This is a genomic window from Leucobacter sp. 7(1) (assembly GCF_900163635.1).
GTDB lineage: Bacteria > Actinomycetota > Actinomycetes > Actinomycetales > Microbacteriaceae > Leucobacter.
In genome coordinates this window covers 1-19933 of the sequence record NZ_FUID01000054.1, presented here as the reverse complement: position 1 = coordinate 19933, position 19933 = coordinate 1, and the positions used below count along the sequence as shown (strand labels likewise).

Sequence of the window (19933 nt, the reverse complement as noted above, 5' to 3'; positions counted from 1 at the left end):
ATCGCGACCCCGGTGAGGGCTGCTGCTTGGTCGTCGGCGAGGAGTCGGCCGTCGCGATCCGGGCGGCGAGCGACCTTCTCGACCACCTCGACAGGCACAGTGGGCGAGGTCATGGTGCGAGCGCGCTCGAGAAGCCGATCCTCGGCCGCCAGGATGTCCGGTGACGAATACACCGTCGACGCGATCGGACGGAACCTGCTCGCGTCATCAGAGCGGCGGAACACTGCCGGACTGGACGCGAGTTCGGGGGGCGTGAGTTGCAGGGAGGCACGTTCCGCCGCGTCGACGACGATTCCGACGACTGCTTCGCGATCCCTCGTGCTGGCGAACCGGTAGGGCATGGTCTGGCGTGCGGCCTCGGCGGTGAGGTTCCACCTGCGCCAGGTCGACCGCTTCTCACCGACCGCCTCAACCACACTGCGACCCAGCGAGGCGATCACGTCCAACGGCACATCGTCAGCGCGCAGCAGCAACGGGACGTCGTTGGCGGTGACGGTTCGGGCCCAGCGGGTGGCGTCTTCACCGAGCAGGTGCGACGCGCGCTCCCGCCACTCGCCGGTGAGGTCCGCGAGCGAACGAACCTGCTTCTCCGGTCTGGTCGCCAACGTCGCCTGCGCCCGGAGCTTGATGACGGTCGCCAACGACGGTTGCCTGCCGTGACGGGCAACGTACTCGGCGATGAGACGGTTCTTCTCCTGGTTAATCTGCCGTGACCTGCATGAAAACTCTGCCACCAGTTTCTCCGGCACCGTCGCGATTGCCCAGGCAGGGTTGCGGTCGCGCCCCATGTCGCGCGCCCGCCACTCGACACCGAACGCGCGGGTGAGGTGGTCGGCGAACACGGCTTCGTGGAGTTCTGAGAGCGCGACGGTCGCGGCGTGTAGCGGGCGGCCGTCGAGGGAGCGCCATTTGCCGTCGTGGACGGTCTGCACCTTGTTCGAGATCACGACATGGGTATGCAGATGCGGGTCGCTCGCCCGCGAATCGTAGTGATCGAACGCGGTTGCGATCGCACCGCAGACATCGGCTTGCGCAACCGCCCCGTTGCGTCCTGCGGCACCGACACGGGTTGCCGCAACCTCGCGTTCGATGAACGCAACCATCTCTGCAACCGCCGCATGATGCGCGTCCGCAATCAGCGATTGCGTCCCCGCATCCGATACCGCCCACAGCACGGATGCGGACTTCGGAATCGAGAACGTGAAATCGAACCCCGCAACCGCCTTCCGTGCACCGTGTGCGCTCTCCTCAGCCTCGATCGCGGCGACCGCTTCCGCGCGCCCGGTCACGGGGAGATCGGCGTCGAGACGTGCGGAGCGGTGCTTGATTCGCTCGGCCACGGTCGGGTACTTCCGGTACGGGCTGCCGAGCGCTTGGCCTGTCACGGGGTCGCGGCCCTGCCCGATCAGTCGTTGAAGCTGCTCCTCGGAGACTTCATCTCCGACTCCGAGCGCGCCGTGGCCAAGCGCGGTGACCGCTGATCCCATCCAGCGCCCGGGCGGTGTTCCTTCTTCGGTGTAGTACCTCGTCAGCGGTGTCGAGAGCATCCGGTCGCCGTCACCGGTGGCGACGGTGCGCAGGAGGTACTTGTAGCCGTCGCCGGCGGACATCACCCGCATCGAAACCGTCACCAGCCACCGCCTTTCCTCACCCCGAAGGTGAGCTCCGCAGCCCGCGGCGAGGTGACTTTTGGGGTCACATTCGGACGGCGGCGCGCCTCGCTTGCAAGACGCGTGACAACTCGTGAGAGCGAACCGCGAGAGGCCAGGGCGCTGAGCCAGCGACGGGAGCCGGTGTGACTCGGGAGGCGCCGAATGGATGGGCGCTGATGGGGCGACTCGTGCACCTGGGTGGTGACCAGCTCGGAGCAGCAGCACGGCTCCGGGCATCACCATTCCAGGAGGTTCGCCCTTGGCAGATCAGCCCGTCACCGACTCGGCCGCGCCGCTGCGTGTCGGGTCGCTGTTCTCTGGTTACGGCGGGCTCGATCTCGCCGTCGAAGAAGTCTTCAACGCCCAAACGATCTGGTTTTCCGAGATCAGCGAACCCGTCGCCCGTGTCTTCTCCCACTACTGGCCAGACGCCCCGAACCTCGGTGACGTCACGACCATCGACTGGAGCGCCGTGCCACCGGTGGACATCCTCTGTGGCGGGTTCCCCTGCCAGGACGTGTCGACTGTTGGGAAGATGGCCGGCCTGAAACCCGGCACCCGCTCCGGCCTCTGGGCACACATGGCAGCAGCGATCGACGTGCTGCAACCCGAGTGGATCGTGATCGAGAACGTCCGCGGGCTGCTCTCCGCACCCGCAGTCCGCGCAAACCTCGAAGGAGACGACGATGAGCAACGCAACCCCGCAGACGCAACCCTCGACAGTGCAACCCCTCGCGGCGTGGAACCCGACCTGTGGCATCTGGGAGAAAACTCAACTCGACCTCTTCGGGCAGCAGGAGCAGTTCTGGGAGACCTGGCCGACCTCCGGTATGACACGCAATGGCTCGGTCTACCCGCTTCCGACATCGGCGCACCCCACCCGCGATTCCGAGTTTTCATCCTCGCCCACCGCGCTCTTTCGAACGCCGCTCGCATCGGACGCGTCCCGCGGTGGGGAGACCTTGCAACAGGTGAAGGCGCGGCGGGGCACGATCGCGCTGAGCCATCAGATCATCGACCTCGCCCTCCACGGGCCGAGCGGGTACCAGCGCATCGAGGAACCCGAGAGCCTGTGGTCGTTGATCGGGCAGCTCTTCAACGATGGGGACGATACGCCGAAGCCGTGACTCGGTGGGAGCGGCTCACTGGCCGAGTTGCGCCCTCGCCTGCGCTACTGAGCGACGGCACCGGTCCGCGTCCCGCACCCGCCTTTGTGGAGTGGCTCATGGGTCTTCCATTGGGATGGGTAACTGATGCCCAGCACGGACTTACCGCAAATCAGCAGCTTGCCGCACTTGGAAATGGCGTGTTGCCGATGCAAGCGAGCGCTGCGATTACTGCGCTAACCGCGAGCTTGATTTGCGAAAGCACATCATCGATAGCATCTGCGCCGTAGTTCAAAGTTCGGCGGTACCATGACTAAATGTCCGTCTCCGAGCTTTCCGCCAGCACACAGAACTACCTGAAGGCAGTATGGGGCCTCACGGAGTGGTCCTCCGCGCCGGTGACACCGACGCTGATCGCGGAGCGGACGGGGTTGAAGCTCTCCTCTGTCTCTGATGCTGTCCGCAAGCTCGCGTCGCAGGGTCTTGTAGATCACGCGCCTTACGGGGCGGTGGAGCTGACGGAGACCGGACGTTCGTATGCGTTGGTGATGGTCAGACGGCATCGTCTCATCGAGGCGTTTCTTGTGAGTGTTCTGGGCTACTCCTGGGATCAAGTGCACGATGAGGCAGAGCACCTTGAGCATGCGGTGTCAGATTTCATGATCGACCGAATCGATGAGTTTCTGGAGTTCCCCACCCGCGACCCGCATGGCGACCCCATCCCATCAGCGGACGGCAAAGTACACATCCCAAATGCAACGCAACTGACCGCGCTAGGAGCGGGGCACCGTGTTCTGGTCGAGCGCATTTCAGACTCGGACCCCGCGCTCCTACAGTTCTTTCAGGAACATGGTTTCGTGGTCGGAGTGACACTCGAGATCGGCGAAGGGGCAGCCTTCTCGGATTCGCTTGATGTGCGGGTGGCGGGGGCAGCGTCCTCAGTGGCGTTGGGGAGTTCAGCGACGGATGCGCTCTACGTGTCCATCGCAGACGGTTGAGCCGGTCGTTGCTCCGTTTCTTCATGGAGTGACCCACGGAGCGCCCCTATTCCGGACGGGAGCAGCGTTCCGTGCCATTGCGCCGTACGAACGTCAGCGGTATGCGAACCTGTTTCACGTCCGCGGATCTGCATCCGAGTGCCCGGGCGGAGGTTCCGCTCGTCGAAGAAGGTCAGTATTTCCAAAGGCGCGTCGGTGACTCGCGTGATCACGACCGGAGTCCGGTGCGAGTGGACCAGCTTTCCCAGCGGTGAGTCGGTGAGGGTTTCGATGTCCCCGCCTGGTGTAGGGATGGGTTGCCCGTATGGGTCATGGGTGGGCTGGTCGAGGGAGGCTTCGATCCGCTGGAGAAACCTAGGTGAACTGCTGCCTTCCAGCGCTTCTGCGTTTGTGGCGAGTTCGCTCCAAGGGAGGTTGAGGATGTCGTGAAGGAAGCACCGAAGTATTCGATTGGCCCGCACGACCTGTATCGCTTCTAACCGCCCCTCCGGCGTAAGCGAAACACTCTTGTACCGTTCGTGTTCGATCAGGCCATCGCCGACGAGACGTTTGACCTGTTCGGAAACGCTTCCTGGAACATGCTGCAGGGCGCGGGCGAGGCCGGTGATCGTAACCGGCACATGATCGGATTCGATCAAGGACCAGATCACACGAAGATACCGCGCTCTGGTCCCTGACCGGTCGCTTTTGCCACGCATACGGGGCCCTTACTGAGCAGTGGCGAGCGCCCGTCGACGACGTGAGCTCAGGACTCGGGTTCCGATGAGGCCGTGCCGGGGACTGAAGAGATAGACGAGCGCGAACACGGCACCCTGGGCAAGAACGACCATGCCTCCAGAGGCGGTGTCGAGGTAGTAGCTCAGGTAGAGGCCAATCACGGCGCAGGCGGCGGAGATGGCGGGGGCGATGACGAGCATGCGCCCAAACCGGTCGGTGAGCAGGTAGGCGGTGGCTCCCGGGATGATGAGCATCGCCACGACGAGGATCACGCCGACGGCTTGCAAGGCAACGACCGCGGTCAGTGCGAGGAGGCCGAGGAGCGCTGCGCCAAGGATCTTCGGGTTGAGGCCGATGGCGTGGGCGTGGGTGGGGTCGAAGGCGTAGAGCGTGAAGTCGCGGCGTTTGGTGACGAGGATCGTGAAGGTGATCGCGCCGAGGATGATGACCTGGGTGAGGTCTGCCCAGGACACGCCGAGCAGGTTGCCGAAGATGATGTGGTTCAGGTCGGTCTGCGACGGGGTGACGGAGATCAGTACGAGTCCGAGCGCGAACAGTGTGGTGAAGACGATCCCGATCGCGGCGTCTTCTTTGACCCGGCTGGTGTCTCGGACGGCGCCGATGAGAGCGACGGCGAGGAATCCGAAGATCACCGCTCCGAGGGCGAACGGAGCCCCGACGATGTAGGCGAGGACCACGCCGGGCAGGACGGCGTGGGAGACGGCGTCGCCCATGAGCGACCAGCCGATCAGGACGAGCCAGCAGGAGAGCACCGCGCACACGATCGAGGCGATCAGGGTGGTCGCGAGCGCTCTGACCATGAAGTCGTAGCTGAGGGGTTCGAGGAAGAAATCGATCAGGTTCATCAGTTGTCGCCTCGGTTCATGACGTCCAAGCCGAAGGCCAGGGCAAGGTTGTCGGGCTGGAGCACCAGGTCGGGGTCGCCGTGCATGAGCACGCGCCGCATGAGAAGCACCGCCTCGTCGGCCAGGTCGGGTAATGCGTGGAGGTCGTGGGTTGAGACGAGGATCGTTGCTCCGTCGCCGGCGAGTTCGCGCAGCAGACGGGTGATGGTCGCTTCGGAACGTTTGTCGACGCCAGCGAATGGCTCGTCCAGCAGCAGGATCGTCGCGCCCTGCGCGATGCCGCGTGCCACGAAGGCGCGCTTCTTTTGGCCGCCTGAGAGTTGCCCGATCTGCCGATTCGCGTACTCAGTGAGCTCCACCCGTTCCAGCGCGTGGTCAACGGCGTCATGGTCGGCTTTCTTCGCGTGGCGGGTGAAGCCCATATGCCCGTAGCGCCCAGTCATGACAACGTCGCGCACCGTCACCGGGAAGGCCCAGTCCACGTCCTCACTCTGCGGCACGTAACCCACGACCCCGGATTTACGTGCTTTCGCGGGATTCTCACCCTCAACGCGCACAGTTCCGGAGTCGGGACGTAGGAGCCCCATGATGGTCTTGAACAGAGTGGATTTTCCCGATCCGTTCATCCCGATGAGCCCACATACGCGCCCGGTTTGGATGTCGAGGCTGGCGTGATCGAGGGCGAGGACCTCACCGTAATGCACCGTGACGTCGTGCACTGAGATCGCTGCGGTCATGACTGCTGTCCGGTCAGGGCATCGATGATGACGGTCGCGTCATGGCGGATCAGCTCGAGGTAGGTCGGCACCGGGCCGTCGGTTTCAGAGAGAGAGTCCACGTACAGTGTGCCGCCAAAGACTGCGTCGGTAGCCTCGACGACCTGCTGCATAGGTGCGTCGGACACGGTGGACTCGCAGAACACAGCGGGTACGTCGTTGGCTCGCACGAACTCGATGGCCGAGGTGATCTGCTGCGGCGTGGCCTGTTGCTCAGCGTTCACAGCCCAGATGTACTTCTCGGTCAGCCCGGCATCACGAGCGAGGTACGAGAACGCGCCCTCGCAGGTCACCAAAGCCCGCTGATTGGCAGGCAACACCGATAGTTCCTCGACAAGTTCGTCTTGCACGCTCTGAAGCTCAGCCTTGTACGCCTCTCCGTTGGCCTCGAATGCGCTCGCGTTCTCTGGGTCAAGCTCGCTGAACGCCTCAACCATGTTGTCGACGTAGATCTGCACGTTCACTGGGCTCATCCACGCGTGCGGATTCGGCAATCCCGCATAGGCGTCCTCGCTGATATCGATCGTCTCGACTCCTTCGCTTACGACGACGTGAGGCACGTCCAGGCCCTCAACGAACTGCCCGAACCATGCTTCGAGGTTCATCCCGTTGTCAAGAATGAGGTCGGCTTCGGAGGCCTTTCGAATGTCCCCCGGCGTGGGCTCGTAACCGTGGATCTCTGCGCCAACCTTAGTGATCGACTCCACGCGCAAGTGGTCACCGGCCACGTTCTCAGCAATGTCCGCGAGGACGGTGAAGGTGGTCAGCACAACCGGGCGTTCGTCGGCTGCGGCATCCGTGCCGCTGCCGGGACTACTGCAGGCGGCGAGGCTAATCGCGAGTGCCGATGCTGCCAACAGAGCGAGCGAGCGTCGGATGGATCTGGATGTGCTGTGGTTCATGCTGTGCAAGTCCTTCATGTCAAGGTGTTCAATGGTCGCGTCGGGTACTGCCCGCATCAGTGGGCAGTACCCTCTGGGTCGGAGGCGAGTGGTTGGAGAGTCTCAGCGACACGATGATGCGCTTCCCAAATGGCTTGTGGGAGGTCTCGCAAGTTCGAGAGGTGCCCATGTCGGTGTTGCATTTCCTCGGTCCAGCGCTTCGTGTCGATTTGCAGTAGCCGGTCGAGATCCTCTGCGGGAACATCGAGGCCGATGAGGTCGAGTTCCTCCGCTGTGGGGATGACCCCTACTGGCGTGCGCTGCCCGTGGGCGTCGCCAGCGCGGTAGCGGAAGAGCCAGTTCAGGGCGCGGAGGTTCTCGCGATATCCAGGCCAGAGGTAGTGGCCGTCTTCGGGGTCGCGTTGGAACCAGTTGACGTGCGCGAACACCGGCAGATCGGTGAGCTGCCGGAGCAGAGTCAGCCAGTGCTGGGCGTAGCGGCCCTCGGAGTAGGAGAAGAACGGTCGCATCGACATGGGGTCGTAGCGGAGTTGCCCGTCGACGCCTTCGGCAGCGAAGGTCGCCTCCGCGCCCAGGGTGAGGCCGTCGTAGACGCCCATCGCGGGGTCGTCGATGGCGCGGATGAGGGGTTCGCGGTCGCGGGTCCGACCGCCGAAGATGATCGCATCGATCACGACACCTGACGGGTCTGCGGCATCGGTGGCGAGGTTCGGGATGCGTTCGAGAGGGATCGTGAACCGGCTGTTTGGGTGCGCCCACGGAGCACCCTGCTGGTCGGTGCCGCGGTCGGCGATCGGGGCGCCGGTCCAGTCGAGCCACCCGTCGAGTTCCGCGGGAGGCTGCGGAGTGAGCCCCTCCCACCACACGTCGCCGGTGAGCTGGTTGTAGGCGGTGTTGGTGAAGATCGTGCCGGAGCCCTCCGCGATCGCAGCCATCGCGGTCGGGTTTGTGTGCTCGTTCGTGTCTTTCGCGACCCCGAATGCGCCGTTCTCGGGGTTGATCGCCCGCAAGCGGCCCTCGTCGTCGATCCACATCCAGGCGATATCGTCGCCGTAGAAATCGACCCGGTACCGGTCGCCGAGCGCGTCCGGCGGCAGGGTCATCGCGAGGTTGGTCTTGCCCGACGCGCTCGGGAATCCGCCGCAGACGTGAGTGGTGGCGCCGGTTTCGAGGTCGCGGATGCCGAGCAGGAGGAACTGCTCCGCGAGGAAGTTCCCCGAGGTATGGCCGTCGTAGGAGGCCTGGCGGAGGCCGTGGGCGATCTTGCCCAGCAGTGCGTTGCCGCCATATGCGGAGCCGTAGTGGAGGATCGTGCGCTCATCCGCGATCGTCGCGAACAGGCGTGCATCCTCCGGCGTGCCGTGCCCGAGCGAGTCGGGATCGCCGGTGACCTGCACGCCGCGCACGAAGAAGTCCGGATCGGAGAGCCCGTCGAAATGCTCGAGACCGACGCGGGCCATGCGGATCATCTGCAGCACGACCGTGCGATCATCAGTCAGCTCTACCCCGGCCGCGTAGGCCGCGAGCGGGGTACCGGGCGGCGCCATCAGGTAGGGGACGACGTACATCGTCCTCCCGCGAGACGCCCCGCGCATCCGCTCGGTGATGAGCGGCTTCACCTCGCTCGCTGGCTGCCAGTTGTTGTAGCGGCCGCGATCGGTAGGGTTCGAGGTTGCGACGACCGTGCGCTCCTCGGAGCGGGCGGTGTCCTTCGGGTGGGATCTGGCGTAGTAGCGGCCCTCACCCGCGGGCAGGAGTTCACCTGCGGCGAGAGCTTCGCCGATGAGCCGGGCGTCATCAGCAGCCGAAACGAGTTCTACCCGATCGGGCTCGGTGACCCCGGCCCACTCCTCCACGAACGCACGGATGCTCTCATTATCAATTTCCGCAGGTATCAGGATTCGGCTCGTATCAGCCATGTGGCACTCCTTCAGTCTCTCTTTTCGCGTCTGAGCGCGTCCGACGACTGTCCTGCCCACAGTCACAGATCATCTGCGCACTTCACTCTAGTGTTCGGCATACCGTAGTTTCAAATGTTGGCGTGTCGTAGTCTTGAGAACTACATTGATGTTATTACTAGATACGCCACTCCGAACGTCGGTGAGGCACAACATGTAGTGGTTGGTGGCGTGAGGCGTCACAGCCAGAGTGCGAGGAGGATCGCCATGCCAGCCCCACCGGAGCGCCGGCACGCAGTGCCCTCTGTGCGCGAACTTGCCGCCGCCCAGTCGTCTGACCTGGTGTTCTTTTCGAGCGTGTCGGAGAACACTCGCCGCTTTGTCGACCGGCTCGACCGGCCCGCGGTTCGTATTCCGCTGCGGCCCCGGGTGGAGGGGTTGATCCGGGTGGCTCGGCCCTTTGTGCTCGTTGTTCCCACGTACGGCGGAGGGGAACGAGCCGGGGCGGTGCCGAAGCAAGTGATCTCGTTCCTCAACGACCCCGCGAACCGGGCACTCATCCGGGGCGTGATCACAGCGGGGAACACGAACTTCGGCGAGCACTACTGCCTCGCCGGTCCCATCGTCTCCGCGAAATGCCAGGTCCCGGAGCTGTACCGCTTCGAGCTGCTCGGCACGCAGCGCGACATCGAACACGTGAACAACGGCCTGACCCACTTCTGGGAGCAGGCCTCCGACAACCTGACATCCATTGAGAGGAAGACCGCATGACCATCACCTCGCCAGAAGCCCCGGCCCGCACCGGGATCGGCGCACGGAGGGACTACCACGCCCTCAACGCGCAATTGAACCTGTTTGCCCCGGACGGGTCGATCCAGTTCGACAAGGACCGGGAAGCCGCGGAGGCGTACCTGCGCCAGCACGTGACCCCGAACACGAGGACCTTCCGAAACGTGGCCGAACGCCTGGAGTGGCTGGTCGCGAACGACTACTACGAGCAGGCGTTCCTCGACGCGTACGCTCCGGAGTTCCTCGCGGGCCTGCACGACCACGCCCGCGAGGCAGGGCACCGTTTCCAGACCTTCCTCGGCGCGTTCAAGTTCTTCACTTCCTATGCGCTGAAGACGTTCGACGGAACCACCTACCTGGAAGGATTTGAGGAGCGCGTGGTCGCCACCGCGCTTTTCCTCGGACAGGGCGACGAGGCCCTTGCGACCCGGCTTGTGGACGAGATGCTCTCCGGCCGGTTCCAACCCGCGACACCGACATTCCTGAACGCGGGTAAAGCGCAGCGCGGCGAGCTCGTCTCCTGCTTCCTGCTGCGCCTGGAGGACAATCTCGAGTCCATTGGACGCAGCGTCAACTCCGCCCTGCAGCTCTCCAAGCGCGGGGGCGGAGTCGCGCTACTGCTGACGAACCTGCGCGAGACCGGGGCGCCGATCAAGCAGATCGAGAACCAGGCCTCCGGCGTCGTCCCGGTGATGAAGATCCTCGAAGACAGCTTCAGCTACGCCAACCAACTCGGAGCCCGACAAGGTGCCGGGGCAGTGTATCTGCACGCGCACCACCCGGACATCCTGCGGTTCTTGGACACGAAGCGGGAGAACGCGGACGAGAAGGTCCGCATCAAGACGCTTTCCCTCGGCGTCGTGATTCCCGACGTCACATTCCAGCTCGCGAAGGAGAACCGGGACATGCACCTGTTCAGCCCTTACGACGTCGAGCGCGAGTACGGGAAGCCGCTGTCGGATCTCTCGGTGAACGAGCACTACGACGAGCTGGTCTCGAACCCGCGAGTGCGCAAGACCACAATCAGCGCACGGGAATTCTTCAAGACCCTCGCCGAACTGCAGTTCGAATCCGGATACCCCTATGTGCTGTTCGAGGACACCGTCAACCGCGCGAACCCCCTGCAGGGGTGGATCAACATGTCCAACCTCTGCAGCGAGATCCTCCAAGTGAACACCCCGTCCCGTTACGACGCCGCGATCGGATACGAGCAGGTCGGAGGGGACATCTCCTGCAACCTCGGATCTCTCAACATCGCCCAGGCGTTCGCCTCCCCCGACTTCGGCGCGACGGTCGAGACCGCGGTCCGGGCACTCACGAGCGTGTCAGACCAGACCAACATCGACGCGGTCCCCTCGATCGCGGCCGGGAACGACGCGTCGCACGCGATCGGGCTGGGACAGATGAACCTCCACGGGTTCCTCGCCTCGCAGCGCATCCGCTACGGCAGCGAGGAAGGCATCGACTTCACCGACATCTACTTCCTCACCGTCACCTACCAGGCCCTGCGTGCCTCGAACAGGCTCGCCATCGAACGAGGAACGACGTTCGTCGGCTTCGAGACCTCCGCCTACGCCGACGGCTCGCACTTCGACAAATACACCGAGCGTGACTGGCAGCCCGCCACCGAACGCGTTCGCATCCTCTTCGCAAAGGCAGGTGTCGCGATCCCCACGCGGCAGGACTGGGCGCAGCTGCGGGAATCCGTGCGTCAGCACGGCATCTACAACGCTTACCTGCAGGCCATCCCACCGACCGGATCGATCTCGTACGTGAACAACTCGACCGCGTCGATCCATCCGATCGCAGCGAAGATCGAGATCCGCAAAGAAGGCAAGCTCGGCCGCGTCTACTACCCAGCCCCGCACATGACCGACGACAACCTCGAGTTCTTCGAGGACGCGTACGAAATCGGCTACGAGAAGATCATCGACACCTACGCCGCCGCCACCCGCCACGTCGACCAAGGCCTCTCCCTGACCCTGTTCTTCCGCGACACGGCAACCACGCGCGACATCAACAAGGCGCAGATCCACGCCTGGCGCGCCGGGATCAAGACCCTCTACTACATCCGCCTCCGCCAGCCCGCGCTCGAAGGCACCGAAATCGAAGGCTGCGTCTCCTGCGCGCTGTAACCCCAGAATCCGATCTTCCCGAAGGAACACCCATGACCCTCACCGATATCACCCGCCCCATCACCGAGATCTCCATCACTCCGCCGGGCTATCGGCACGACCCAGCAGCCCGCCTGCGACCCATCAACTGGAACCGCGTCGGCGACGACAAAGACCTCGAAGTCTGGAACCGCCTCACCGCGAACTTCTGGCTGCCGGAGAAAGTACCGCTCTCCAACGATCTCCCCGCCTGGCAAAAACTCACCCAGGAGGAACGCACGCTGACCATGCGCGTGTTCACCGGGCTCACCATGCTCGACACCGTGCAGGCCACCGTCGGGGAGATCTGCCAGATCCAGGACGCCCGCACCGAACATGAGGAGGCCGTCTATACGAACATCGCATTCATGCAGTCCGTGCACGCCCGCTCCTACTCCAGCGTGTTCTCCACCCTCACCTCGACCCCCGAAATCGACGACGCCTACCGGTGGGCCGTCGCCAACGACCTTCTTCAGGAGCGGTGTAAGAAGGTGCTCGCACACTACTACGGGGATGATCCACTCAAGCGGAAGGTCTCCTCGACGCTGCTGTCCTCGCTGCTGTTGTACGCGGGCTTCTACTTGCCACTGCACTTCTCTGTGCACGCGACACTCACGAACACGGCGGACATGATCCGCCTTATCTTGCGGGACAAAGCCGTGCACGGCTACTACTCCGGCTACAAGTACCAGCGCGGCCTCGAAACCCACACAAGAGCGGAGCAGGAACATATGCGCGAGTTCACCTTTGCGCTGCTCGAAGATCTCTACGCGCTCGAACTGCAGTACTCGGGTGAGCTCTACGAACCGCTGGGTCTCATGGACGACGTCGCCGTATTCGTCCGCTACAACGCGAACAAAGCACTCATGAACCTCGGCTACCCCGCCCGCTTCACGCCAGAAGAGACCGAAGTCAACCCGGAGATCCTCGCGGCTCTCGCACCCGGCGCGGACGAGAACCATGACTTCTTCTCTGGATCTGGGTCCAGCTACATCATCGGCAAAGCCGTAGATACCAGTGACGATGACTGGGACTTCTGAGCCTTTGCCCCGTCCCGACGAAGGGGCATGGCTCGAAGCTATCGCCTTGTTTCAGGCTGTACGAGAAGGCAACCAGCCCGCTGCGCTGCGGTTACTGGGGACCAGTTCGAACCGAGATGCCGTTATCGGTGGGCTCCTTTCGATGCTTGGCATGTTTCTCCGTGCGGAGAGTCCACTCAAGCTTGATCAGTTCATCGCCGCGTCGCACCGTGCCGGCCCACCGCCGGCGTTTGGGGCCCGACCTTTTCTCCCGCCCATCGAGCACTGATATCACTTCGAAGAAAGAGAACACCGCCAATGGCAAAGAACATCAGCGTAATCATCGGGAGCCTTCGCCGGGGCTCTTACGCGCGCAAGATCGCCCACAACGCCATCGACTTCTTCCCCGAAGGCTACAAAGCAAGCATCCTTGAGATCCGCGACCTCCCTCTGTACGACTTCGATTACGACGACCCCGAAGTTGCCGACGTGAGGGTCCCAGAGGAGTACTCGGCGTTTCGAGAGGCAATCAAGGCTTCCGATGGCATCCTGTTCGTCACACCAGAGAACAACCGCACCATTCCCGCATGCCTCAAGAACGCCATCGACATCGGTTCCAAACCCAACGGAGATGTCGCATGGAAGAACCTACCAGCGGGCATCATTAGCCACTCAGTAGGCCGCATGGGCGGCTACAGCTCGCAGAAGAACCTTCGCCTCGCCTTGTCATACTTCGACATGCCGACGCCGGGCCAACCAGAGGTGTTTCTCGCGCAATCACCCACTCTTTTCAATGAGAAGGATCGACTCAATGAAGGCACTGCACACTTCCTCCAAGACTACGTAAATCGCTTCCTCGGCATCATCGACAGGCAGTTCGAAGCAAGAGGCAACGGGTGATTATCGAATCCCGATGCGGGGCATCGATCATGGCTCGAATCGGGCCGTCCCTAAGCCGATGCCTTGGGCGCTGATGAATGCAAGCAGCCACAGGTTCCGCGGAGTCTCGAAGGAGTCTGCGGAACTTCACCCCCATCCTTGTCCGCACTCGTAGCGATCACGCACCGGTTCCGCCTGTCGCTTTCGATTGTATGAAGTTGATCGCAATCCGCGCCGGAAGCGCAAGGTTGTTTAGCGAGTTCGGTAGCCGCCACGTCAATGTCGGCGATGTCGTGGTTCTCGCCGCGAATACGCTTTGTGGTGCAGAGCCTGAGGGCTGGGTCACGACCACAACGCTGTACTTGGATCGTGACTACGTGATCGATCAGGTGTTCTGGCAGCATGCCGCACGTTTCAAGGATCGTCTCGATGCCAGCGACTTCCTCGATGCAAGTTACGCGGAGCCAGCGCAGGTCGTCAGACTTGGGGAGGATCGCGCGGGGCTACTGATGCCGTGGCTGGACGAACTCGCAGCGCTGAGCGTTGACGGTCAGCACGCGAACAACTTCTACCGAGCGCAGGCGCTACTCTCCGCCGTCCTGGATGTTATCGTTCCGCACCTCGCGGTCACCGGCGATCGAGTCACGCCGACACAGCGGACCACGGTTGTGCCATCAACCCCGAGGCATCGCGCGTTTCGACCGTTGCGGGCCGAGGCACGGAGAGCAGCCGAGCTCCTTGCCACCGAGATGGATCGTCGTTGGTCGGTGCCCGAGCTTGCGAGCCTCGTCCACTTATCACCGTCGCAGTTGCGGCGCATTTTTACCGACGCGTTCGGAAAATCACCTATCGCGTACCTCGCGTTGCTCCGAGCGGAAAAGATGGCGCATCTGCTCAAAGCTACCGACTCGCCGATCTCGCTCATTGCGGCGTCAGTGGGGTGGCGCGATTCTGACTTCGCCGCGCGCCAGTTTCGTCGCAGCGTCGGGGTCTCGCCAAGCGAGTATCGCCGGATCAGCCACAGCATTCCAACTCCACCGCACCCCGACTAAACGCGCATGCATCCGGCCGAATCGACCGCTATCCGCTGCACGCATCATCGGGGTCTGCTCATCTGAGGTAGTGGTGGGTTGACCACGTCGGGTTCAGCGATGCACCTGACGGTCGCTCACAAATCTGTCCGTCGTCCGTCTCGATTGTCTTCTCTGAATCCCTTCGCGCACCTTCTGGTCGCAGAGGTCACCCGCCGTGTGCGGGTACCTGCGGAAGGAGGACGACGATGGCAACCACCGAGGAAGCACGGGCGGCGCGGGACGCGAAGCTCGACGCGCTCCATGAACAGCTCACCGATGCGGTGGAGTCGCTGGTGTCGGGTGAGGACTGGAAACAGGCGCTGGAGTTCGCGGCCAGGTTCCGTGCGCGGTCGTTCAACAACACGCTGCTGATCTTCGTGCAGCATCAGGCCGCGTTCGAGGCAGGCCGGGTGCCGGAGCCGGTGCCGTCATATGTGGCGGGGTTCAAGCAGTGGCAGACACTCGGCCGGCAGGTCGAGAAGGGCCAGTCGGGGTACATGATCCTCGCCCCCGTCACGGGCCGATTCGTGTCGTTCACGCCGAAGGTGGCTGAGTCATGGCACCGGCTCGGCCGGTTCGAGAAGCCGAGACCGGGTGAGGCGTTGCGCTCCCGCATGGTCGGTGTCCGCCCCGCCTACGTCTGGGATGTCTCACAAACCGCCGGGGATCCGATCCCGGCCCCGCCGTCACCACGGCTGCTCGAAGGTGAAGCACCCGATGGGCTCTGGGAGGGCATCGCCGCGCAAGTCGAAGCGCAAGGGTTCACCGTGATGCGGGTGCCGCACGAGGGAATGATCCACGGCGCCAACGGCCTCACCGACTTCAGCGCGAAGACGGTGGCGGTGCGGGAGAACATGCCCGACGCCGCCCAAGTGAAGACCCTCGCGCACGAGCTCGCCCACGTCCTCCTCCACGGCCCCGATAACCCCGATGCGACGGGGCATCGCGGGATCGGTGAGGTGGAGGCGGATTCGGTCGCGTTGATGGTCGCTGCCGCGCACGGCATGGACACCACTGATTACACGGTGCCGTATGTGTCGGGGTGGGCTGCGACGGTGCCGGAGAAGTCCCCGGTTGAAGTCGTCCAAGCCACCGGTGAACGAGTCCGCAAGACCTCCGCCGCGATTCTCGATCAGCTCCCCACGGCGCAGATCGGCAACGGTGACCCTCCCGGTCTGACCCGTGACACCCCAGCGAAGACACGCCCCGAGCCGACGGTCGAGCCGACTGCTGATCCCTTGGCGGAGGGGCCACGTCGCACGACGGCGGCGGTGAGGAGTCTGTGATGGGTGCCGTCGATCTGTTCACCGAAGTCGGCGGGATGCCGCTCCCGGAGGCGGCGGCGCGGTTCGCTGCGGCCGGTGTTCCGGTGTTCCCGTGTGTGCCGGGTGAGAAACGCCCTTTGGTGCCCCGTGGGTTTCATGACGCGACTGCCGATCCCGTACAGGTAGCGGGATGGTGGTCGAGGTGGCCGTTCGCGAACATCGGCATCCCCACCGGTGCCGTCTCGGGGGTTGAGGTCGTCGATGTTGACGTGCACGCGACCGGCACCGGATTCCCCGCATTCCGACAAGCGCACCGTCAAGGCCATGCGGCGGGGTGGGCGGCGCTCGTGCGCACCCCCTCCGGCGGACTCCACGCCTACTACCCGGCAGACCCTGACCGTGCGCAGTCGTCGTGGCAGGCAGCGCGAGCGCACGTCGATTTCCGGGGTGACGGCGGCTACATCGTCGCGCCGCCTTCGACGGTGCTGCGCCCTGGCGGGGTGCGGGCACCATACCGGCTCATCGTCGCATCAGGTGATACCCCGGTGCCGGTGGATGCGGCGCGGCTGCGCGAGTTCCTGGACCCCCGCACCCCGATCCCTCTCGACCGTACTCGCGCCAGCGCTCATCGGTTCGAGCGGCGGGGGTCGGATGCGAAAGTGCTCGCCGGTTGGGTGGCGGGGCGTGGTGAGGGCGAGCGGAATCGGGGCCTGTTCTGGGCCGCGTGCCGACTCGCAGAATCAGGAGCCCCTCCCGATGTAACCCTCGACGCACTGGGTCCTGCGGCCAAGCACGCGGGGCTGGGGTCGCGGGAGATCATGGCGACGATTCGCTCCGCCTACCGCACCACCCACCCCGCGCCGCGCACGTCCGTGGAGCCCGTGGCGGATGAGCGGCGTGTGGTGCGCGGATCACCGGGGCGGGTGATCTCATGAGCACCATCGAGACTGTCTCGCCGCGGGGTCGCCGCTTGGCAGTGGTGACGGCAATCACGGGCACCGTGTTCATCGCGGCCGGCGCGTTCTGGCTGTCCTTCACCGCGCTTGCCGATCTGGCCCGCCGGTCTGGGATTGATGGCGGTCAGGCGTGGGCGTGGCCGTTGATCGTGGACGGCATCATCGTCGTCGCGACCGTCGCAGTCGTCGCCCTCGCCAACCAGTCCCGCCCGACCTGGTACCCCTGGACGCTCCTCGCCGCCGGCGCCGTCGTGTCCGTCACGGCGAACGCGATCCACGCGATCATCGCCGCCGACACCGACGTACCGGCGGTTCTTGCAGCGTCGGTCGCTGCGATCCCGCCGCTGGTGCTGTTGTCGATCACGCACCTCACCGTCATCCTCACCCGCCCCACCACCGCGCGCGCCGCGAACGCGATCGAGGATGCTTCGGTCGAAGCCGCCACATCCTCACGGCCGGTCGTCGTGCCGGAAGTTGAGCCGGCGCAGGCAGTGGAGTTGCCGGTGGTGTCGGTGAGTGAGCGGCGGGTGGAGGCGGCGCAGTTGCGGGAGGTGGAGGGGTGGTCGAACAAGCAGATCGCCCGGCACCTGGGCGTGCATCCCTCGACGGTCGGCCGCTGGTTCACCCCAGCGATCAGTGGAACGAAGGAGGAGACCTCGTGAACGATCACGCAGAGACGAACCGCACCGAGCTGCCTGATGTGCGGCCCGAGGCGACCGAGGGTGCAGAGGCGGAGCGGTCGGCGTTCGCCGTGCACCGCGACCCCTCACTCACCACCCCAGGCGCTGATCCTGGTTCGCGGGTGGGGCGCGGGATCGCGTGGGTGCGTCCGACTGATCTGATCGCGTCGAGTACCGCCAGGATCGCGGGCCGCGGCATCAGCTTTCAGACCGAGCTCGCGCACCGTACCCGCCGCGCGTTGGGTCAGACCTACCGGATGACCCGTGACCGTGCCCGTGACATCCGGGATCGCCGAGCGGAACGAGCGGCACCTGCGGGGTCGTCGGTGTTCGAGTCGTTCGATGTGTTCGAGCCGCAGGATCGGCCGCGCTCGTCGTCGTGGGTGCGGCCATCTGGAATCGGGCTGGGGTGAATCACCATGCGCAGACGACGGTGGAGTGGGGATGGTGGGGAGCCGGTGCGCACCTGCTTGTCAGGAGGTGCCACCATGCCACAACCCCACACCCCACGCCGCGACGGTCGCGGACGTGGGTTCGAGAACTCAGAACGACTCCGCGAACTCCTCACCCGCCTCGACGCTGAGGGGCCTGACGCCTGGCGGACGGACCCCGATGCAGCAGCACTTATGCGGCACGCGGCCGACAAGTACGCCGCGCTCGCGCGCAAGCACGGCCTTGATCCGTGGGAGGCGGCGACGGCAGCGTTTGAGGCGATGCGCACGCCCTCGGTGCGGCGGGCGGATGATCCGTGGGCGGTGATCACCCGTGCCGTGCAAATCACCTGCATCGCGGAGAACCGCGCCAACGGGCTGCTGTGTTCCGTGCATCAGGCGCGGCGGCCGAGGTACTCGGGTTTCCATGACGCCGAACGCTTCTCCGACCGCGAGAACCCCCTCACCGACTACCACCCCGCATTCCGCGCCGACCCCTTCGCAAACGATGACGTCGACGGCGAAGACGACCGCGTGGAGGTGTCGGGGTCGACGGGGGTGGAGTCGGCGGTCGAGGACACGATCGCGTTGCTGTGCTGGTACGGGTGGGAGCCAGAGGTCGCGCGAGCTGCGGTCGAGTGCATCTGCGCACGCCTCGCAGAATCCGTCTCGCGCGCGGGAGCGTACGAGTCACTACGACGCGACCAGCACGCCCGCGCCCTGCTCGACATCCCCGCACCATCGTGGTACCGGCTGCTGCGGATCATCCTCGGCACCCCCGACCTACACCTGGCCGGCACCAACGCGGGCCGTGGCGTGCTGCTGCGGCTGCTGATCGGCGAATCCCTCCGGCACCTGTTCAACGATGCCGACCTGAAAGTGGTGATCAAGATCGCCGCCCCCGGCGTGATGCGGGGCCGGCCATGAGCGAGCCAGGGCATATCGAGCTGGAGCGGGCCGTCGAGTCGATCTGGGCCGGCCGCCGCCACCGCGAAGACTACGGCGACCTCGACTCCCTGGTGGAGTCGATCGCGCGGGATGGGCTGTTGCAGCCGATCACGATCACCCCGGACGGGATGCTGATCTGCGGTGCCAGACGTTTGGCAGCGATCCGCCGGCTCGGGTGGAAGACGGTGAACGTGTGGGTGCGCTCCGGTATCTCCACCACCCTCGGACTCCTCCTCGCCGAACAAGACGACAACCTCCTCCACAAGCCCTTCACCCGCACCGAGGAAGCCACCCTCTACGCCGAACTGAAAGCACTCATGGTCGAAGATGCGACCGGCCGGCAGGAAGCGTCCCGGTTCACCTCGAAACAAGAAAACCCCAGGTCACACGGTGCCGCCACCGTGGCGGCACCGCAAAAGGGCGAGACCAGGCAGCAGGCCGCACTCATGGTCACCGGACGCAACGCTTACACCTCGCTGGAACGCATCAACGAGTTGCAGAACCTTGCCGCCGACCCCGCACAACCCGACGACGTACAGCAGCGGGCACGGGAGGAACTTGACCGGATCGACGCGGGCGAGTCGATCACCGGAGCGCACCATCGCATCAGAGCCGCACAAGCCCTCGCCGAACTCGACGCCCTCGCCAGCGACCCCGCACAACCGGCAGGCATCCGCGACACCGCAGCCGCAGGCGCGACCCGCCTCCGGGAACTTGAAAACACCGCACGGCCGGCAGACTTGGAACGCCTGGCAGTGCTCGCCGTTGAACGTGCGAAGTCTGCGACGAAGAAGCGCCCCGCCCAGCTCGCATCAGCACGGCTCC

19 protein-coding genes and 1 pseudogene are annotated in these 19933 nt (G+C 64.7%); 14 read left to right on the top strand and 6 right to left on the bottom strand.

The features are described 5' to 3' along the window. Positions 1-1631 (bottom strand): MobF family relaxase (mobF, locus tag FM113_RS10545; RefSeq protein WP_176387174.1); only part of this gene is annotated, 1631 nt, incomplete at its 3' end. 280 nt (positions 1632-1911) lie between these two features. Between mobF and FM113_RS18470 the strand changes: the two are divergent. The 3 genes and pseudogenes from FM113_RS18470 to FM113_RS10535 all read left to right on the top strand — a co-directional run. Then, positions 1912-2292, top strand: a pseudogene (locus FM113_RS18470) (DNA cytosine methyltransferase); the annotation flags it as partial. Between the two features lie 46 nt (positions 2293-2338). Continuing rightward, positions 2339-2779: a hypothetical protein gene (locus FM113_RS18465; protein ID WP_254908964.1), complete on the top strand. Its 441-nt coding sequence runs from the start codon at positions 2339-2341 to the stop codon at positions 2777-2779. Positions 2780-3075: 296 nt separating this feature from the next. Continuing rightward, positions 3076-3756 (top strand): metal-dependent transcriptional regulator, encoded by a 681-nt coding sequence (locus tag FM113_RS10535; protein WP_087014449.1) that lies wholly within the window; start codon positions 3076-3078, stop codon positions 3754-3756. Here the strand turns inward: FM113_RS10535 and FM113_RS10530 are convergent. Genes FM113_RS10530 through FM113_RS10510 form a run of 5 tightly spaced genes read right to left on the bottom strand, consistent with a single transcriptional unit; the run spans position 3732 to position 8936 of the window. Beyond that, positions 3732-4454: a metal-dependent transcriptional regulator gene (locus FM113_RS10530; RefSeq protein ID WP_087014447.1), complete on the bottom strand. Its 723-nt coding sequence runs from the start codon at positions 4452-4454 to the stop codon at positions 3732-3734. The two genes, FM113_RS10535 and FM113_RS10530, sit on opposite strands and share 25 nt — an antisense overlap. 9 nt (positions 4455-4463) lie before the next feature. Continuing rightward, complete coding sequence (locus FM113_RS10525; RefSeq protein WP_087014445.1) at positions 4464-5339, bottom strand: metal ABC transporter permease; 876 nt, start codon at positions 5337-5339, stop codon at positions 4464-4466. Beyond that, on the bottom strand, positions 5339-6076 hold the full coding sequence (locus tag FM113_RS10520; protein WP_087014443.1) for a metal ABC transporter ATP-binding protein: 738 nt from the start codon (positions 6074-6076) through the stop codon (positions 5339-5341). Before FM113_RS10520 ends, FM113_RS10525 begins: the two co-directional genes overlap by 1 nt. Then, positions 6073-7017 carry a metal ABC transporter substrate-binding protein gene (locus tag FM113_RS10515; protein ID WP_087014453.1) on the bottom strand — a complete coding sequence of 315 codons (945 nt, stop codon included), beginning with the start codon at positions 7015-7017 and terminating at the stop codon, positions 6073-6075. Before FM113_RS10515 ends, FM113_RS10520 begins: the two co-directional genes overlap by 4 nt. A gap of 56 nt (positions 7018-7073) precedes the next feature. Then, entirely contained in the window at positions 7074-8936 is a 1863-nt protein-coding gene (locus FM113_RS10510) for a phosphoenolpyruvate carboxykinase (GTP) (RefSeq protein WP_087014441.1), read from the bottom strand. A 246-nt stretch (positions 8937-9182) separates the two neighbouring features. On the opposite strand from FM113_RS10510, the gene nrdI reads away from it, so the two are divergent. From nrdI to FM113_RS10450, 11 genes are all read left to right on the top strand, one after another. After that, positions 9183-9686 carry a class Ib ribonucleoside-diphosphate reductase assembly flavoprotein NrdI gene (gene nrdI / locus FM113_RS10505; protein WP_087014439.1) on the top strand — a complete coding sequence of 168 codons (504 nt, stop codon included), beginning with the start codon at positions 9183-9185 and terminating at the stop codon, positions 9684-9686. After that, positions 9683-11839: a class 1b ribonucleoside-diphosphate reductase subunit alpha gene (gene nrdE, locus FM113_RS10500; protein WP_087014437.1), complete on the top strand. Its 2157-nt coding sequence runs from the start codon at positions 9683-9685 to the stop codon at positions 11837-11839. The genes nrdI and nrdE overlap by 4 nt, the downstream gene beginning before the upstream one ends. A 32-nt stretch (positions 11840-11871) precedes the next feature. Beyond that, positions 11872-12897 (top strand): class 1b ribonucleoside-diphosphate reductase subunit beta, encoded by a 1026-nt coding sequence (gene nrdF, locus FM113_RS10495; RefSeq protein ID WP_087014435.1) that lies wholly within the window; start codon positions 11872-11874, stop codon positions 12895-12897. Positions 12898-13194: 297 nt separating this feature from the next. Further along, the gene (locus FM113_RS10485; protein WP_087014433.1) at positions 13195-13776 is read left to right on the top strand and encodes an NADPH-dependent FMN reductase; all 582 of its coding nucleotides are present in this window, start codon (positions 13195-13197) and stop codon (positions 13774-13776) included. A gap of 191 nt (positions 13777-13967) precedes the next feature. Next, entirely contained in the window at positions 13968-14807 is an 840-nt protein-coding gene (locus FM113_RS10480) for an AraC family transcriptional regulator (protein WP_254908963.1), read from the top strand. A gap of 227 nt (positions 14808-15034) precedes the next feature. Next, complete coding sequence (locus tag FM113_RS10475) at positions 15035-16114, top strand: ImmA/IrrE family metallo-endopeptidase (RefSeq protein ID WP_087014430.1); 1080 nt, start codon at positions 15035-15037, stop codon at positions 16112-16114. Next, complete coding sequence (locus FM113_RS10470; RefSeq protein ID WP_087014428.1) at positions 16114-17028, top strand: bifunctional DNA primase/polymerase; 915 nt, start codon at positions 16114-16116, stop codon at positions 17026-17028. The genes FM113_RS10475 and FM113_RS10470 overlap by 1 nt, the downstream gene beginning before the upstream one ends. Further along, positions 17025-17711, top strand: coding sequence for a DUF2637 domain-containing protein (locus tag FM113_RS10465; protein ID WP_087014426.1), 687 nt, complete (start codon positions 17025-17027; stop codon positions 17709-17711). The genes FM113_RS10470 and FM113_RS10465 overlap by 4 nt, the downstream gene beginning before the upstream one ends. After that, positions 17708-18142 (top strand): hypothetical protein, encoded by a 435-nt coding sequence (locus FM113_RS10460; protein ID WP_087014424.1) that lies wholly within the window; start codon positions 17708-17710, stop codon positions 18140-18142. The genes FM113_RS10465 and FM113_RS10460 overlap by 4 nt, the downstream gene beginning before the upstream one ends. A 75-nt stretch (positions 18143-18217) precedes the next feature. Then, positions 18218-19087, top strand: a complete 870-nt coding sequence (locus tag FM113_RS10455; protein ID WP_087014422.1) for a hypothetical protein — start codon at positions 18218-18220, stop codon at positions 19085-19087. Continuing rightward, on the top strand, positions 19084-19933 hold an 850-nt coding region (locus tag FM113_RS10450), incomplete at its 3' end, for a ParB N-terminal domain-containing protein (RefSeq protein WP_140393341.1). The genes FM113_RS10455 and FM113_RS10450, both read left to right, overlap by 4 nt.

Coding starts and splice junctions, on each gene's coding strand:
- FM113_RS10510 (WP_087014441.1), bottom strand. CDS start 8,936: ATGGCTGATACGAGCCGAATCCTGATACCTGCGGAAATTGATAATGAG.
- FM113_RS10520 (WP_087014443.1), bottom strand. CDS start 6,076: ATGACCGCAGCGATCTCAGTGCACGACGTCACGGTGCATTACGGTGAG.
- nrdE (WP_087014437.1), top strand. CDS start 9,683: ATGACCATCACCTCGCCAGAAGCCCCGGCCCGCACCGGGATCGGCGCA.
- nrdF (WP_087014435.1), top strand. CDS start 11,872: ATGACCCTCACCGATATCACCCGCCCCATCACCGAGATCTCCATCACT.
- nrdI (WP_087014439.1), top strand. CDS start 9,183: ATGCCAGCCCCACCGGAGCGCCGGCACGCAGTGCCCTCTGTGCGCGAA.
- FM113_RS10480 (WP_254908963.1), top strand. CDS start 13,968: ATGAAGTTGATCGCAATCCGCGCCGGAAGCGCAAGGTTGTTTAGCGAG.
- FM113_RS10535 (WP_087014449.1), top strand. CDS start 3,076: ATGTCCGTCTCCGAGCTTTCCGCCAGCACACAGAACTACCTGAAGGCA.
- FM113_RS10475 (WP_087014430.1), top strand. CDS start 15,035: ATGGCAACCACCGAGGAAGCACGGGCGGCGCGGGACGCGAAGCTCGAC.
- FM113_RS10455 (WP_087014422.1), top strand. CDS start 18,218: ATGCCACAACCCCACACCCCACGCCGCGACGGTCGCGGACGTGGGTTC.
- FM113_RS10515 (WP_087014453.1), bottom strand. CDS start 7,017: ATGAACCACAGCACATCCAGATCCATCCGACGCTCGCTCGCTCTGTTG.
- FM113_RS10465 (WP_087014426.1), top strand. CDS start 17,025: ATGAGCACCATCGAGACTGTCTCGCCGCGGGGTCGCCGCTTGGCAGTG.
- FM113_RS10530 (WP_087014447.1), bottom strand. CDS start 4,454: ATGCGTGGCAAAAGCGACCGGTCAGGGACCAGAGCGCGGTATCTTCGT.
- FM113_RS10470 (WP_087014428.1), top strand. CDS start 16,114: ATGGGTGCCGTCGATCTGTTCACCGAAGTCGGCGGGATGCCGCTCCCG.
- FM113_RS18465 (WP_254908964.1), top strand. CDS start 2,339: ATGAGCAACGCAACCCCGCAGACGCAACCCTCGACAGTGCAACCCCTC.
- FM113_RS10485 (WP_087014433.1), top strand. CDS start 13,195: ATGGCAAAGAACATCAGCGTAATCATCGGGAGCCTTCGCCGGGGCTCT.
- FM113_RS10525 (WP_087014445.1), bottom strand. CDS start 5,339: ATGAACCTGATCGATTTCTTCCTCGAACCCCTCAGCTACGACTTCATG.